We start from the raw sequence: 16401 nt of genomic DNA, 5'->3' as shown, positions 1-16401 counted from the left end.
CGGGGTCGAACTCCGTGTCAGGCGCGCGTTAAAAGGCGCGGGGCAAGCTCTTTGAGAGCGCGACGGTAGACCTCGCGCTTGAATGTCACCACCTGGCCCAACGGGTACCAATAACTGACCCAACGCCAGCCATCGAACTCCGGTTTACCGGTCAAATCCATCCGCACCCGTTGCTCGTTAGAGACCAGGCGCAGCAAAAACCACTTTTGCTTCTGGCCGATACACAGCGGTTGGCTGTGGGTACGCACCAGTCGTTGCGGCAAACGATAACGCAACCAGCCTCGCGTGCAGGCGAGTATTTCTACATCTTCGCGTTCAAGGCCAACTTCTTCGTTCAGCTCACGGTACAAGGCGTCTTCCGGCGTCTCATCAGGGTTGATGCCTCCCTGTGGAAACTGCCAGGCGTCTTGATTGATACGGCGAGCCCAAAGTACCTGACCAGCGTCATTTGTCAGAATAATCCCGACATTAGGGCGGAAACCATCGGGGTCGATCACGGCAACAACCTCGCAAACGCATGTCACCGCATTGTTCCACAAAGGTTGTGAAAGCAGCAACGCGCCTTCCTGCCTTATGTGCACTCTTATTAAAAGACCGTATTCTTGTGGCCTTTTCTCAGGCAACTCAACGGGTAACCTCAATGCGTCTGGCTTTATTCGACTTGGACAACACCCTTCTGGGCGGTGACAGCGATCACGCCTGGGGCGACTACCTGTGCCAACGGGGCATTCTCGATGGCGACGCCTACAAGGCGCGCAACGACGAGTTCTACCAGGATTACCTGGCCGGCAAGCTCGACAACGCTGCCTATCTTAATTTCAGCATGGAAATCTTTGGCCGCCATGACATGGCGCAACTGGATCAGTGGCACCGCGAGTTCATGCGCGACTGCATCGACGGCCTGATGCTGCCCAAGGCCCAGGCCCTGCTTGCCAAGCACCGTGAAGCAGGCGACACGCTGGTGATCATCACCGCCACCAACCGCGTGGTCACGGCCCCCATTGCCCAGAAACTTGGCGTGGAACATCTGATTGCCACCGAGTGCGAAATCGTCGATGGCCGCTACACCGGACGCAGCACCGACGTACCGTGCTTCCGTGAAGGCAAGGTCACACGCCTGAACCGCTGGATGGCCGAAAACGGCTACAGCCTTGAAGACAGCTACTTCTACAGCGACTCGATGAACGACTTGCCGTTGCTGGAGCAGGTTGACCATCCGGTGGCAGTGGACCCTGATCCAAACTTGCGATCCGAGGCCATCAAGCGTGGCTGGGAAGTCATCTCGCTGCGCGACTGACACACAACCTGTGTGGGAGCGGCGGTGCGACGATTCGACTTGCTCGCGATGGCATCACTGCGATCTTGCAGAAAAACCGCGGCGATCCTATCGCGAGCAAGCCCGCTCCCACACAAGCAAGTGTGCTTAAACCGGCTTGGCGCCCATCAGCCCGGCAATGGCGATAAAGCAGACGGCACAAAAAATCGCTAAAACCAGCGTAAAGCCCGGATACCTGGCCATTCTTCCCAACCGCAGCCGGTTGAGGCGCACCACCAGCCACAACCAGCTCAAGCTGCCAAGCACATACAAACAGCTGCCCGCCAGTAACCACAATTGGCTCAGGGGCCAACCGGCCAAGTGCACCAGAAACCAGCCACTGACCGGCAACGCCAGCAAGCACACCCCCATCAACGCCCAGACAAAGCTCCAGGGCCGCTGCACCAGCCCGCCCGACAGGTTCTTGTCCCCTGCACGCCAACGACGAATCACCAGGACCAGCAAAGCAATGGCGCTGACAAACAGCAGCAGTGTCGACACGCCATGCAGCAGTTTTAACGCTGTGAACGTTTCCATATGTTAATCCCTTGAGCCGTTCAATCAGCGTAGCGGCTATCAGCCAAGAAACAGCTGATAGGCCGGGTTATCGCTCTCATCCCAATACGGATAACCGATTTCAGCCAGTGCCGCCGGCACCAGATGGCGTTCGTCGGCAGGCACTTGCAGGCCCGCCATGACCCGACCATCGGCCGCACCGTGGTTGCGGTAGTGGAACATCGAAATATTCCAGCGCCCGCCCAGCTTGTTCAGGAAGTTGAACAGCGCACCCGGACGCTCCGGAAACTCGAAACGGAACAGCAATTCATCACTGACCTTCGCCGCATGCCCGCCCACCATATGGCGGATGTGCAGCTTGGCCAGTTCGTTCTCGGTCAGGTCGACCACCGGAAAGCCTTGCTCTGTCAGGCTGGCCAGCAGTGCGCTGCGCGGGTCGTTTTCAGGATGAGTCTGCACACCCACGAAAATGTGCGCTTCGCTGCCGGTGTGGTAGCGGTAGTTGAATTCGGTGATCTGACGCTTGCCGATGGCCTGGCAAAACGCCTTGAAGCTGCCTGCTTCTTCTGGAATCGTCACGGCGATGATGGCTTCGCGGCCTTCACCCAGCTCTGCACGCTCGGCCACATGGCGCAAACGATCGAAGTTGACGTTGGCCCCGGAATCGATCGCCACCAGGGTCTGGCCACGCACGCCCCGTTGCTCAACGTACTTCTTGATCCCGGCCACACCCAACGCGCCGGCAGGTTCGGTGATCGAGCGGGTATCGTCGAAGATATCCTTGATTGCCGCACAGATCTCGTCAGTGCTGACGGTGATCACTTCATCCACATAGTCTTTGCAGATGTCGAACGTGTACTGGCCAATCTGGCCCACAGCAACACCGTCGGCAAAAATCCCCACCGTTGGCAGTACCACGCGCTCGCCTGCCGCCATCGCAGCTTGCAGGCAGTTGGAGTCATCGGGCTCGACACCAATGATCTTGATATCCGGACGCAGATATTTCACGTACGCCGCAATACCGGCAATCAGCCCGCCACCGCCCACCGGGACGAAAATCGCATCCAGCGGCGCCGGGTGCTGGCGCAGAATTTCCATCGCCACGGTGCCCTGCCCGGCAATGGTGTGCGGGTCATCGTAGGGATGGACGTAGACGTAGCCTTTTTGCTCAACCAGTTGCAGCGAGTAGGCCAGCGCTTCCGGGAAGGAATCGCCGTGCAGCACCACAATGCCGCCACGGGAACGCACGCCTTCGACCTTGATCTCAGGAGTGGTTTTCGGCATGACGATAGTGGCTTTGACACCCAGTACCTTGGCCGCCAGGGCCAGGCCCTGGGCGTGGTTGCCAGCAGAGGCCGTGACCACTCCGCAAGCGCGCTCGGCGTCGCTCAAGTGCATCAGCTTGTTGTAAGCGCCACGAATCTTGAACGAATACACCGGCTGCAAATCTTCACGCTTGAGCCAAATCTGGTTGCCCAACCGCTCGGTCAGCTGGTTGGCCAGCTGCAACGGGGTTTCTACGGCAACGTCATAAACACGCGAGTTTAGGATCTTCTTAACGTACTGTTCGAGCATCGGGAAGCTTCACTGGGCGGGTTGGCAGGGACCAAGGAGTCTACCCCAGCGTTTACGCGGGCGACCATACGAATCCAAAGGTTTTACATGCTTGGGTTATACTTGCGCCCTTCTGTTTGTTTAACCTTCCCGCCCCGGAGCCCGCATGACCCAGGATCAACTCAAACAGGCCGTAGCCCAGGCTGCAGTCGACTTCATCCTTCCAAAACTGGATGACAAGAGCATCGTCGGGGTCGGCACCGGCTCCACGGCCAACTGCTTCATCGACGCTCTGGCCCAGCACAAGGGCGCATTCGACGGCGCCGTGGCCAGCTCGGAAGCCACCGCTGCCCGCCTCAAGGGCCACGGCATTCCGGTGTATGAGCTGAACACGGTCAGCGACCTGGAGTTCTACGTTGATGGTGCCGATGAAAGCGACGAAAACCTGAACCTGATCAAAGGCGGTGGCGCAGCCCTGACCCGCGAGAAGATCGTGGCGGCCGTGGCCAAGACCTTTATCTGCATCGCCGACGCCAGCAAACTGGTTCCGGTACTGGGGGCGTTCCCGCTGCCGGTTGAAGTGATCCCGATGGCCCGCAGCCACGTGGCCCGCGAACTGGTCAAGCTGGGTGGCGATCCGGTCTACCGCGAAGGCGTGGTGACGGACAACGGCAATATCATCATCGACGTGTTCAACATGCAGATCATCAACCCGGTTGAGCTGGAGCGTCAGATCAACGCCATTGTTGGCGTCGTGACCAACGGCCTGTTCGCCGCCCGCCCGGCTGACCTGCTGTTGCTGGGTACGCCTGAAGGCGTCAAAACCCTGAGCAAGTAACTGCAAAACTTGTAGCCGCTGCCGCAGGCTGCGATAAGGACCGCAGGGCCTTCGCTTTTAAGCAGGGTCGCTGCGTCGCAGTGGCGCACCAAACCCATCTCAGCCTGCGGCAGCGACTACAAATCAGGTTTTTTTGAACACGTAAAACAAATTCGGCTCACTCACCACGTACACCGTCCCGTCTTCGTCCATGGCCACACCTTCTGCCTGCGGCACTGATTTCTTCAGGCCATGACGGCCCTTTTTCAGCGACAACACACTGATCGGGCGCCCCTCCAGGTCCAGCTCCAGCAACAACCTGGACTCATCCGACAGCGCCAGCAAATGCCCGGTGCGTTCGTCAAACTGCAAGCTCGACAAATCCCGCACAAACAATCGCGCATCACGTCGCGGGTTGGTCACCACATGGGTGGCGTAAGGTTGCTGCGCATTGGCCTGAGGAAAGCCGCGCACCTCATAAATCAACATCGGGTCGCGCTCCTTTGCCACAAACAGGCGCTTGCCCACAGAGTCATAGGCCAGGCCTTCAAAGCCCTTGTTGCCCGACCGGTTGATCCCCAGCGTCAATTGCTCCGCATCTTTTGCATCCAGCACCTGGGTGCTGTCATCGATCCTTACCTTGATCAGCCGCTGTTGACGCTCATCGGTGATGACGTAAGTGTTCTCGCCAATAAACTCAACGGCCTCGGCGTCGCCAAACCCGACCAGCACGATGCGCCGCAAGAGACGACCATCGAGGGACAGCTCGACCAGCTCGGCTTTTTTATTGGTGACGGTGAACAGGCTTTTGCGCAGCGGATCGTAGGTCAGGGCCGACACATCGTCCTCAAGTCCCTCGATCACCTTGCCTTGCAGCACGGCGCGGTACTCGCCCAGATTGATCGCAGCCGGATCGGCGGGTTGCCACAACTGGCTGGCCTGAAACCAGGCTCGCTCAAAGACTCGAAAGTGTTGCGCGGCGAATCCGGCGGCCACAAGAGCCACGAGCATTACACCCAGAACAAGAGCAAAAGGACGGCTGACACGGCGCATTGAGGTCGAACTCTAAAAAATCAGGCAGGAGAAATACCACCACTGCCTGAACTCAACCTTAACCCTCAATACACAACGTGTCTGGCGCGCAAGACGGCTGGTTACCTGGCCTTTTTCTCGAAACGATAAAACAGGTTCGGCTCGCTCACCATGTAGAGCGTACCGTGCTCATCGATCGCGACCCCTTCGGCCCGGGGAATGGTGTTCTTGAGACCGTTGAAACCGCCGAGCAAGGTCATGAAGCTGACTTGTTCGCCCAGTTCATCAAGTTCTAGGAGCATGTGCGAATCAGCCGACAGCACCAGTGTGTGCCCCGTGCGCGGGTCAATGCTCAGGGCAGACAGATTGCGCAGATCCAGTTCATCGCTGGGTACTTTTTGCTTGCTGCCGGTGAGTACCTGGCCACCATCGCTTTTCCATACAAACAACTGCGGCGGACGCTCCTCACCCAGCAACAGCTGCTGGCGGCGGGGATCCCAGGCAATGGCTTCAAACGCCTTGTTCTGGTTTTTCGACGGGCCCAGGTCGTACTTGGGGAAGTCGGCAATGTTCAAGGTTTTGGTGTCGGCATCGATATTAACGATGCTCAGCATGTGCTCACGCTCGTCAACAATGGCCAGCAGACCGTTTTCCATCACCGTCAGGCCTTCGGGGTTGCTCCAGCCCACCAGAGGAATTTTACGCAGCACATCGCCATCAAGGGTCAGCTCCACCAGGAACGGATTCTTGCCCATCACCGAAAACAGCGTTTTGCTCAGCGGGTTATAAGCCAGATCTGATGCTTCGTCCTTTTCCATCCCCGGCAGCACCTTGGCATCAATCACCACGGTGTAGTCAGGCAGCCACACACTTTCGTTCTGCTCAGACGGGCTCTCAAACCGTTCCAGCACCCACAATGCACCGCGGTCATCCCAATGCATGATCGACGCCAGTCCATAAAGCAATGCGCCAAGCAGCAATAACCAGTAATACCAGCGCATGCGCAAGCGAGAGGACTTGGGGAGAGGCGGAATCAACTGAGGGTCTGTTGCCATTTGAGTGGGCTTCCATGAGATTTGGCTGATGCTGGACATCACAAAGCGGGCAAACCGACTGCCTCGCGCGCAATGATTATGCAAAAGGCGTGTGAAATTAATAGTAAAAATGCCAAAAAACTTGATGGCACTGGTCCTTGCTGATTGAACGAGTGCCATTGATCGACAGCGCGGTTCACTTCACAGGTATAAAAATAGACGCCCATCCACTCTCGGGCCTGACTCTCTATAACTTTTAGTACCCCACAGACACTAATACCGAACAACTAGCACTTGCCTTTCATTATCTACACGCTCTACCAGTAGGAGATTTCCGAATAACCCAAAGACATTCACACGTATTCCATTCTCCCTTGACACTCAGACTTCCAGGCTCTTATCTAATAAAACAACCGGCTCGGCTGACTTACTGAAGTAGTTATATATCGATCGCCTACTGTGCAGCTAACACCAGCCACCACGCACATTCATCGCAGGCCCTTCATCACACGGCACCAGGCCCGGAGCTCGCCTGTGCGACGCCTGTCGCCCACTGACCAGCCAGAAAGGAATCTTTTATATATGCCCTTTACCTCATGCATAAACAAACTTGCGCCTCCTGCACTTTCCAACCCTGAAAAAAACACGATCTGCGCACGGGCCGCTGAACATTTGCTTATCACAATAACGCCTTATAAAAACATGGAGGAAGGCGACCTCGTCGAGTTGTTTTGGGACGGCTGTTATGTAACCTCGCAGAAAATTCTAAACACTGACATTGGCCACCCTGTGCTGTTAAGAGTGCCTCAAAGTTTTATTCAAAGTGGCTCGGCACGTCTTTATTACCGTGTGATGCATATCGGCAGTACCCCTGCTCTTTCTGCCCAGCTCAAGGTCTTTGTCAAACTTGACTGCCCGGGCGGGGAAGCCGTCGACGATGAAAATCAGGGCCTCGCCCCACTCATCATTCCCGAGCCTATCCAGCGTTACGGGGTTAACTCCAGCCAGATGAGACGCGGCGTACCCGTGACCATCGAGCCCTACCGCAACATGGCCTGCGAAGACGCGATCACCCTGCTGTGGGGCGACGTACGCCTGGACCTGCCCAAACTGCGCCAGGTGGATATCGACAAGCCTGTAAGCGTGTTCGTCCCCCCACACATCATTCAGGAAGCCGGCGAAGACTCCAAACTGGAAGTCACCTACTGCGTGATCGACCGTGCAGGCAACAATTCGCGCTGGGCGCCCGCACGAATACTCAAGGTAGGCGCCCCAAAACGCTATCTAAAGCCCACGCCACGGGAGGCACTGCACGCGGCAGAAACACACCCCGACTGGCGCAGCTAGGGCCGGGGACGCAATGGAATCATCTATTCATATTCCTAAAAGTTAGTTCTTTTAATTTTTATACTCGATTAGGGTATATAGACCGGACCACCGGACTCTCTGCTTTTATCCGCGCCGCTCAAGCGGCGCTCCCATGAAACGTGAGGTAGGTATGGTCCGTAAAACAATCACCCTTGTGCATAACGCCAGGGCATTGAGTGCAGCCAAGGAGCGGTACTAATGTCCAATCTGGCCAATGCACACCTGCAAAGCGACCAGGATGTCGCGCCTCTGTTGCTGGCAGCGCAGGTTCTGCGCACCGACAACGAAGCCCTTGAAGCCGCCCGCGCGCTGGCTGCCAGCGCACGGGAACACGCGGGCAAACGCGACCAGCAACGCAAGCTGCCGTGGTCGCATATAGAAGCCTTTACCCGTAGTGGCCTGGGAAGTATCTCCATTGGCCGCGAGTTTGGCGGGCCCAAGGTATCATTCGTGACCCTGGCCGAAGTGTTCGCGATTATCTCGGCTGCCGATCCGGCGCTGGGGCAGATCCCGCAGAATCAGGTCGGCATTCTCAGCCTGATCGCTGCCACGGCCACCCAGGCGCAAAAAGAACAACTGTTCGCCAGCGTGCTGCAAGGCTGGCGCATCGGCAATGCAGGTCCCGAACGCGGCAGCAAAAACACCCTCGACCTGAAGGCACGGATCACCGCCGATGGCGACGATTTCGTCATCAACGGTCAAAAGTTTTATTCCACCGGGGCCCTGTTCGCCCACTGGATTGCGGTAAAGGCAATCAACGATCACGGCAAGCCGGTCATGGCCTTTGTTCGTCGCGGCACACCGGGCTTGCGCGTTGTCGATGACTGGTCCGGATTTGGTCAGCGCACCACCGCCAGCGGCACCGTACTGCTCAACAATGTTCGAGTTGAAGCCGAACTGGTGGTCGACAGTTCGCGCCTCAACGATGCGCCCAATATTCAAGGCGCGGTGTCGCAGTTGATCCAGGCGGCCATCGATCTGGGTATTGCCCGGGGCGCCATCGCCGACACCATCAGTTTTGTGCGCGAACGCTCACGCCCGTGGATCGACGCCAAGGTCGAACGCAACAGCGATGACCCTTACGTGATCGCCGACATCGGCAAGCTGCACATTGAGTTGCACGCCGCCGAGGCCCTGCTGCGCAAAGCCGGTCGCGTGCTGGACGAAGTCAGCGCCGCTGCGATTGACGCCCCCGCCGCTGCCCGCGCATCCATTGCCGTGGCCGAGGCCAAAGTGTTGACCACCGAGCTGTCGTTGCTGGCCAGCGAAAAGCTCTTCGAACTCGCCGGCAGCCGCGCCACCCTTGCCGAATTCAACCTCGACCGCCACTGGCGCAACGCCCGGGTGCATACCCTGCACGACCCGGTGCGCTGGAAGTACCACGCCATTGGCGCTTACCGCCTCAACGGCACCTTGCCTGCCCGGCATTCCTGGATCTGACCCTGGAGACACCCATGTCACTGATATCCAAACAGGTCCCGGTTATCCACAGCGATGCCGAGGCCCTGAGCGTAGCCCGTGAGCTGGCGGCGCATTTCAAACGCGACAGCGCCTTGCGCGATCGTGAGCGACGCCTGCCTTTTGATGAGCTGGAACTGTTTTCCCACACCGGCCTGTGGGGCATCACCGTGCCCAAGGCCTACGGCGGTGCCGGTGTGTCCAATGTCACCCTGGCCCAGGTTGTCGCGTTGATCGCTGCGGCCGATGCCTCGCTGGGGCAAATCCCGCAGAATCACTTTTATGCCCTTGAAGTTCTTCGGGTCAATGGCACTCACGAGCAAAAGCAGCGGCTGTATGCCGAAGTGCTGGCCGGGCAACGCTTCGGCAATGCCCTGGCCGAAATCGGCACCAAGACTGCACACGATCGCACCACCCACCTGGCCAAGGCCGAACACGGCTATCGCATCACCGGCCGCAAGTTCTACGCCACCGGCGCACTGTATGCGCAGCGGATTCCTACCTCGGTGGTGGACGATAACGGTATCCAGCACCTGGCATTTGTCCACCGCGACAGCGACGGTCTGAGCGTGATCGACGACTGGAGCGGCTTTGGCCAGCGCACCACGGGCAGCGGCTCGGTGGTATTCGACAACGTATCGGTCGCCGTCCAGGACGTGATCCCGTTTCAAAGCGCCTTCGAGCGTCCGACCCCGGTTGGCCCGCTGGCGCAGATTCTGCACGCGGCCATCGACACCGGTATTGCCCGCGCCGCCTTTGAAGACGCCCTGAATTTTGTGCGTACCAAAACCCGGCCCTGGATCGACGCCACCACCGATATCGCCAGCGAAGACCCCCTGACCCTGAAAAGCTTCGGCCACTTGAGTGTGCGCCTGCATGCTGCCGAGGCCCTGCTGGAGCGGGCCGGGGAATTCCTCGACAGCGCCCAGACCGACACCAGCGCCAGCACCGTGGCAGCCGCCTCGATAGCCATCGCTGAGGCGCGAGCCCTGAGCACTGAAATTTCCCTGGCCGCGGGCAGCACTCTGTTCGAGCTGGCGGGCAGCCAGGCCACCCTGGCCGAACACGGTCTCGACCGCCACTGGCGCAATGCCCGGGTCCATACGCTGCATGACCCGGTGCGCTGGAAGTACCACGCCGTGGGCAACTACTACCTCAACGATGCCAACCCGCCACTGCGGGGGACCATTTGATGAGTAAAAAGAAGATCCTGATCAATGCCTTCAACATGAACTGCATTGGCCATATCAATCACGGGCTGTGGACGCACCCACGGGACAACTCGACCACCTTCAACACCCTGGAGTACTGGACAGAGCTGGCTCAGCTATTGGAACGAGGACTGTTTGACGGGCTGTTCATCGCTGACATCGTGGGCGTGTACGACGTTTATCAACAGTCGGTTGATGTCCCCCTCAAAGAGGCGATCCAGTTGCCGGTCAACGACCCGCTGCTGCTGGTTTCGGCGATGGCTGCCGTCACCAAAAACCTCGGCTTTGGCCTGACCGCCAACCTGACCTACGAAACCCCGTATTTATTCGCGCGCCGCATGTCGACCCTGGATCACCTGACCCGCGGCCGCGTGGGCTGGAATATTGTCACTGGCTACCTCGACAGCGCTGCCAAGGCCATGGGCCTGACCGAGCAAGTCGAGCACGACCGTCGCTACGATCAGGCCGATGAGTACCTGCAAGTGCTTTACAAGCTCTGGGAAGGCAGCTGGGAAAACGACGCCGTGATCAATGACCCGGTGCAGCGCATCTACGCCCGGCCCGACAAGGTTCACAAGGTCAAACACGACGGTGAGTTCTATCAGGTGGAGGGGTATCACCTCTGCGAGCCGTCGCCCCAGCGCACCCCGGTCCTGTTTCAGGCGGGCAGCTCGGATCGCGGGCTGGTATTTGCCGGGCGCCATGCCGAGTGCGTGTTTATCAGTGGCCAGACCAAGGCCGCCACAAAAGCCCAGGTCGACAAGGTTCGCGCCAGCGCCGTGGCGGCGGGTCGCAACCCTGACGACATCAAATTGTTCATGGGCCTCAACGTGATCGTTGCACCGACCGAGGCACAGGCGCAGGCAAAGCGTGACGAGTACTTGCGCTATGCCAGCGCCGAAGCGGGAGTGGCGCACTTTTCCAGCTCCACGGGCATCGACTTTGCCGACTATGAGCTGGACGAGCCGATCCAGTACGTGAAGAGCAACGCGATCCAGTCAGCGACCAAAGTGCTGCAAAACAACGACTGGACCCGGCGCAAGTTACTCGAACAGCACGCGCTGGGCGGGCGCTACATCACCCTGGTGGGTTCGCCGGAACACGTGGCTGATGAACTGGAGTCGTGGATCGCAGAAACCGGCCTCGACGGTTTCAACCTGACCCGCATCGTTACCCCTGAAAGCTACGTCGATTTTATCGACCTGGTGGTCCCCGAACTGCAACGCAGGGGCTCCTATAAAACCGCTTATGACACCGGCAGCCTGCGGCAAAAGCTGTTTGTCGACGGGGATGCGCACTTGCCACAACGCCATACCGGCGCGGCTTACAGATATCAAGCCCTGTAGTCGCTGCCGCAGGCTGCGATCAGGTCTGCGTGGATTTCGAGAAAACGGGTTGCAGAGCAACCCTTCGCAGCCTTCGGCAGCGACTACAGGGTTCGAATTCCGACTATTTGACTGAGAAAACACCATGAACAAAAAACACGCACTGGTTCTGGCCCTCGGGCTGTTTAGCGGCCTCATCCACGCAGCCGACAAGCCCCTCAAGGTCGGCACCACCGCCGCTTTCGCCATCCCGCTGGAAACCGCAGTGGCCGAGGCCGACAAGCAAGGGCTCAAGGTCGAACTGGTGGAGTTCACCGACTGGATCGCACCTAACGTCAGCCTGGCCAGCGGCGATATCGACGTGAACTACTTCCAGCACATCCCCTTTCTGGAAAACGCCAAAGCCGCTGCCGGGTTTGACCTGACGCCTTACGCCAAAGGCATCATCAACAACGTGGGCCTGTATTCGAAAAAATACAAAAGCCTCGACGCCTTGCCTGAAGGCGCCACTGTCGCCATCGCCAACGACCCGATCAACAGCGGGCGCGGCCTGCAACTGCTGGCCAAGGCCGGGTTGATTACCCTCAAGCCCGGCGTCGGTTACAAGGCCACCGAAGAAGACATCATCGCCAACCCGAAGAAGATCAAAATACTGCAGGTTGAAGCCGTGCAACTGGTACGCGCCTACGACGATGCCGACCTGGTTCAGGGCTACCCTGCCTACATCCGCCTGGCCAAAACCTTTGATGCCGAGTCGGCGTTGCTGTTCGACGGCATCGATCACCCCGAGTACGTGATTCAGTTCGTGATCCAGCCTAAAAACAAGGACGACCCGCGCCTGGCCAAGTTCATCGACATTTATCAGCACTCCCCCGTGGTCAAGGCCCAACTGGATAAGACCTACGGCAACCTGTACCAGCCCGGCTGGGGAGGCTGATCATGAGCGTGGCCATTGCTCGCGAGCGGCTCGATCAGCCGCAGCCCAGCGCGAACCACACCGAGCTGCACCCCGAGCTGAGCCACGCCCATGTGCGTTTTATCGGTATCGGCAAAACCTATGACGGCCGCCAAGGCCCGGTGGATGCCCTCAAAGGCATCGACCTGGCGATTCAACGGGGTGAAATATTCGGCATTATTGGCCGCAGCGGCGCGGGCAAGTCGTCGCTGATTCGTACCATTAACCGCCTCGAACATCCCAGCAGCGGACGCGTGCTGATTGACCAGGTGGATATCGCCGGTTTTGACGAAGACACACTGGTCGCACTGCGGCGCAAGATCGGCATGATTTTCCAGCACTTCAACCTGATGTCGGCCAAGACCGTGTGGCAGAACGTCGAACTGCCGCTCAAGGTGGCGGGGGTTCCCAAGCTGCAACGCGAGCAGAAAGTCCGCGAACTGCTGGAGCTGGTCGGCCTGCAAGGCAAGCACACGGCCTACCCGGCGCAGCTCTCGGGCGGGCAGAAACAGCGTGTCGGCATTGCCCGGGCGCTGGTTCACGACCCGGCGATTCTGCTCTGCGACGAAGCCACCTCGGCGCTGGACCCCGAAACCACGCAGTCGATTCTGGGCTTGCTGCGCGAAATCAATCAGCGCCTGGGCCTGACCATCATCCTCATCACCCATGAAATGGCTGTGATTCGGGATATTTGCCACCGCGTAGTGGTGCTTGAGCAAGGTCGGGTGGTGGAGCAAGGGCCGGTGTGGCAAGTGTTTGGCGACCCACAGCACGATGTCAGCAAAACCCTGCTCGCGCCGCTGCAAGACACCCTGCCCGAAGCCCTGCAAAAGCGTATTTGCGCGCAACCGCTGTCTTCGCAATCCAGCGTGATCCTGCGTCTGCGCTTCACCGGCAACCAGGCGCAAGAGCCGGATCTTGGCGCGTTGTTCAGCGCCCTGGGTGGGCAGGTGCGACTGCTGCACGGCGGTGTCGAGCACATCCAGGGCCATGCCCTGGGCCAACTGCTGCTCAGCGTGACCAGCACGTCGCTGGGCGTGGACGAACTGCGCAAGCGCGCCGGTCAATGGGCACAACAGGTCGAGGTGGTGGGTTATGGGATTTGATCGTTTATGGCAGGGGGTGATCGACACCTTCTTGATGGTCGGTGTGTCTTCGCTGATCGCGCTGATCCTGGGTATTCCGCTGGCGGTGATTCTGGTCACCAGCGGCAAGGGTGGCATTTATGAGGCCCCGGCGCTGAACAAGGCATTGGGTGCGTTCGTGAATCTGTTTCGCTCAATTCCCTTTCTGATTTTGATGGTGGCGCTGATCCCGTTTACCCGCCTGATTGTAGGCACTACCTACGGGGTCTGGGCTGCAGTCGTACCACTGACCATCGCGGCTACACCGTTTTTTGCCCGGATTGCCGAAGTCAGCCTGCGCGAAGTTGATCACGGATTAATCGAAGCCGCCCAGGCGATGGGCTGTAAGCGTCATCACATCATCTGGCATGTGCTGTTGCCCGAAGCCTTACCCGGTATCGTCGGCGGTTTTACCATCACCCTGGTGACCATGATCAACTCTTCGGCAATGGCTGGTGCGATCGGTGCAGGCGGGTTGGGTGACATTGCCTACCGCTACGGCTATCAGCGCTTCGATTCGCAAGTGATGTTGACCGTGATCGTATTGCTGGTGATTTTGGTGGCCGTGATCCAGCTCGGCGGCGACCGCCTGGCCCTGGCACTGAACAAACGCTGAGGTATAGTCGGCGGCCTGACTGACGCCGACTGAGCCTGCGATGACCCTCGATCCAAAGACCCTCGAACAGATTGCTGCCATCACACTTGGCCACTATCAACAGAGTGCCGAAGGCTTCCGTGAAGGCACCCGCGACCACGACGTGAGCCAGAACATCAACGCTCTGCTGCGGCATATCCAGGGCAGTTCGCCGTTTTCGATTCTGGATTTTGGCTGTGGTCCGGGTCGCGACCTGCAAACCTTCACCCGGCTGGGCCATGTCGCGGTCGGGCTGGACGGCACCGAGCGTTTCACTCAAATGGCCCGCGAGGACAGCGGCTGCGAAGTGTGGCACCAGGACTTTCTCAAGCTTGATTTGCCCGCTGAGCGCTTCGACGGCATTTTTGCCAACGCCTCGTTGTTCCATGTGCCGACCCAGGAACTGGGCCTGGTACTGGGCAAGCTGCACGCCACCTTGAAACCCGGAGGTGTACTGCTCAGTTCCAACCCTCGCGGCGACAACCGTGAAGGCTGGAATGGTGAACGTTATGGCGCTTATCACGATCTGGAGAACTGGCGTGCGATGCTGATGGCAGCCGGTTTTGCCGAACTTGAACACTACTATCGCCCGGCGGGCTTGCCCCGTGACCTGCAGCCGTGGCTGGTGAGTGTGTGGCGCAAGCCCGCTGCACAAGCCCTGTAGTCGCTGCCGAAGGCTGCGTTGAGGGTCGCGTGAAATTCAGAATAACGGGTTGCTCCGCAACCCTTCGCAGCCTTCGGCAGCGACTACAGTGCTGTAAACGGTGTGCTCTTAGCCAAAGAACCAGTAGCACACCAAAATAGCGGCCACGACACCCGCCAGTTCAGCCAGCAAGGCGCAGCTCACCGCATGCCGGGCTCGCTGGATACCCACCGCACCGAAGTACACCGCCAGCACATAGAAGGTGGTTTCAGTACTGCCCTGCACCGTGGCCGCCACCAGCGCCGGGAAGCTGTCCACACCCTGGGTCTGCATGGTTTCGATCAGCAACGCCCGTGCAGCACTGCCCGAGAAAGGCTTGACCATCGCCGTGGGCAAAGCGTCGACAAAACGGGTGTCCCAACCCAACCACTCGACCACATGACGAATGCCGTCCAGGCCAAAGTCCAGGGCCCCGGATGCCCGCAACACCCCCACTGCACACAGCATCGCCACCAGATATGGCAGCAGGTTTTTTGCCACGTCGAAGCCTTCCTTGGCCCCTTCAACGAACGCTTCGTAAACCTTGACCTTGCGCAAGGCGCCAATCACCAGAAACAACATGATCAGCCCAAACAGGGTGAGGTTGCCCAGGATCGAGGACAGGCTGGCCAGCGCCGTGGCCGAGAGGGTCGCCAGCAGCGCCATGAAGCCGCCCAGGATCAACGCGCCAGGCACCAGGTACGCCAGCACCACCGGGTCCCACAGGCGCAGGCGCTGCACCACGGCCACCGATAGCAGCCCGACCAGGGTTGAGGCACTGGTCGCCAGCAGGATCGGCAGGAACACCAGCGTCGGGTCAGGAGCCCCTTGCTGGGCGCGATACATAAAGATGGTGACCGGCAACAGGGTCAGGGACGAGGCGTTGAGCACCAGAAACAGGATTTGCGCATTGCTGGCACTGGTCGGGCTCGGGTTGAGTTCTTGCAGGGCGCGCATGGCTTTGAGGCCGATGGGAGTGGCAGCGTTGTCCAGCCCCAGGCCGTTGGCGGCAAAGTTAAGGGTGATAAAGCCCAGCGCCGGGTGGCCGGGCGGGACTTCCGGCATCAGGCGCTTGAACAGCGGCCCCAGCGCCCTGCCCAGCCAGTCGACGATCCCGGCCTTTTCGGCAATACGCAAAAAGCCCAGCCATAACGTCAGTGTGCCGAAGAGCAAAATCATCACTTCGACCGACAACTTGGCCATGGCGAAGATGCTTTCCACGATCGCGGAGAAGATCCCCGCATTGCCCCCCACCAGCCATTGGGCGAGCGCCGACACCGTAGCGACGACGAAAAAGCTGAGCCATAGGCCGTTGAGCATCAAGAAAACTCCTGGAAGATGGTGCGAATGATAGCGGCCTACCCCCAGAAACAACA

General features: G+C 59.1%; 16 protein-coding genes. 10 read left to right on the top strand and 6 right to left on the bottom strand.

Annotated features, from left to right (window positions below):
* Nucleotides 1-17 precede the first annotated feature (17 nt).
* A complete protein-coding gene (locus tag AC19YQ_RS01105) occupies nt 18-497 on the bottom strand; it encodes an RNA pyrophosphohydrolase (RefSeq protein ID WP_019828104.1) in 480 nt (159 codons plus the stop codon).
* A 143-nt stretch (nt 498-640) separates the two neighbouring features.
* On the opposite strand from AC19YQ_RS01105, the gene AC19YQ_RS01100 reads away from it, so the two are divergent.
* A complete protein-coding gene (locus AC19YQ_RS01100) occupies nt 641-1297 on the top strand; it encodes a histidinol-phosphatase (RefSeq protein WP_500594397.1) in 657 nt (218 codons plus the stop codon).
* A gap of 126 nt (nt 1298-1423) precedes the next feature.
* Here the strand turns inward: AC19YQ_RS01100 and AC19YQ_RS01095 are convergent, their stop codons facing one another.
* Together AC19YQ_RS01095 and ilvA are read right to left on the bottom strand one after the other, a co-directional pair.
* Nucleotides 1424-1852 (bottom strand): DUF2269 family protein, encoded by a 429-nt coding sequence (locus AC19YQ_RS01095; protein WP_133075123.1) that lies wholly within the window; start codon nt 1850-1852, stop codon nt 1424-1426.
* Nucleotides 1853-1891: 39 nt separating this feature from the next.
* Entirely contained in the window at nt 1892-3406 is a 1515-nt protein-coding gene (gene ilvA, locus AC19YQ_RS01090; protein ID WP_133075122.1) for a threonine ammonia-lyase, biosynthetic, read from the bottom strand.
* Between the two features lie 145 nt (nt 3407-3551).
* On the opposite strand from ilvA, the gene rpiA reads away from it, so the two are divergent.
* Nucleotides 3552-4223, top strand: a complete 672-nt coding sequence (rpiA, locus tag AC19YQ_RS01085; protein WP_133075121.1) for a ribose-5-phosphate isomerase RpiA — start codon at nt 3552-3554, stop codon at nt 4221-4223.
* Nucleotides 4224-4346: 123 nt separating this feature from the next.
* On the opposite strand, the gene AC19YQ_RS01080 is transcribed toward rpiA, so the two are convergent.
* Nucleotides 4347-5255, bottom strand: coding sequence for an SdiA-regulated domain-containing protein (locus AC19YQ_RS01080; protein ID WP_500594396.1), 909 nt, complete (start codon nt 5253-5255; stop codon nt 4347-4349).
* A gap of 101 nt (nt 5256-5356) precedes the next feature.
* Complete coding sequence (locus tag AC19YQ_RS01075; RefSeq protein ID WP_339477343.1) at nt 5357-6289, bottom strand: SdiA-regulated domain-containing protein; 933 nt, start codon at nt 6287-6289, stop codon at nt 5357-5359.
* Nucleotides 6290-6850: 561 nt separating this feature from the next.
* On the opposite strand from AC19YQ_RS01075, the gene AC19YQ_RS01070 reads away from it, so the two are divergent.
* The 8 genes from AC19YQ_RS01070 (at nt 6851) to AC19YQ_RS01035 (ending at nt 15007) form a co-directional block, all read left to right on the top strand.
* Nucleotides 6851-7615, top strand: a complete 765-nt coding sequence (locus AC19YQ_RS01070) for a hypothetical protein (RefSeq protein ID WP_500594395.1) — start codon at nt 6851-6853, stop codon at nt 7613-7615.
* A 219-nt stretch (nt 7616-7834) separates the two neighbouring features.
* Entirely contained in the window at nt 7835-9076 is a 1242-nt protein-coding gene (locus AC19YQ_RS01065; protein WP_219262689.1) for an SfnB family sulfur acquisition oxidoreductase, read from the top strand.
* A 14-nt stretch (nt 9077-9090) separates the two neighbouring features.
* Complete coding sequence (locus tag AC19YQ_RS01060) at nt 9091-10287, top strand: SfnB family sulfur acquisition oxidoreductase (protein ID WP_500594394.1); 1197 nt, start codon at nt 9091-9093, stop codon at nt 10285-10287.
* The gene (locus AC19YQ_RS01055) at nt 10287-11651 is read left to right on the top strand and encodes an LLM class flavin-dependent oxidoreductase (RefSeq protein WP_500594393.1); all 1365 of its coding nucleotides are present in this window, start codon (nt 10287-10289) and stop codon (nt 11649-11651) included. Before AC19YQ_RS01060 ends, AC19YQ_RS01055 begins: the two co-directional genes overlap by 1 nt.
* A 124-nt stretch (nt 11652-11775) precedes the next feature.
* Entirely contained in the window at nt 11776-12567 is a 792-nt protein-coding gene (locus AC19YQ_RS01050) for a MetQ/NlpA family ABC transporter substrate-binding protein (RefSeq protein ID WP_326425017.1), read from the top strand.
* A gap of 2 nt (nt 12568-12569) precedes the next feature.
* Nucleotides 12570-13691 carry a methionine ABC transporter ATP-binding protein gene (locus tag AC19YQ_RS01045; RefSeq protein WP_500594392.1) on the top strand — a complete coding sequence of 374 codons (1122 nt, stop codon included), beginning with the start codon at nt 12570-12572 and terminating at the stop codon, nt 13689-13691.
* Nucleotides 13681-14325 (top strand): methionine ABC transporter permease, encoded by a 645-nt coding sequence (locus AC19YQ_RS01040; protein WP_019828117.1) that lies wholly within the window; start codon nt 13681-13683, stop codon nt 14323-14325. The genes AC19YQ_RS01045 and AC19YQ_RS01040 overlap by 11 nt, the downstream gene beginning before the upstream one ends.
* 40 nt (nt 14326-14365) lie before the next feature.
* Entirely contained in the window at nt 14366-15007 is a 642-nt protein-coding gene (locus tag AC19YQ_RS01035; protein ID WP_500594391.1) for a class I SAM-dependent methyltransferase, read from the top strand.
* Nucleotides 15008-15115: 108 nt separating this feature from the next.
* On the opposite strand, the gene AC19YQ_RS01030 is transcribed toward AC19YQ_RS01035, so the two are convergent.
* Nucleotides 15116-16345, bottom strand: coding sequence for a nucleoside recognition domain-containing protein (locus tag AC19YQ_RS01030; protein WP_133075112.1), 1230 nt, complete (start codon nt 16343-16345; stop codon nt 15116-15118).
* Nucleotides 16346-16401: the final 56 nt, after the last annotated feature.

This window comes from Pseudomonas sp. MF06569, from assembly GCF_059862735.1.
Note: the sequence above shows the minus strand (reverse complement) of the source record. Positions and strands in the feature narration are given on the sequence as shown.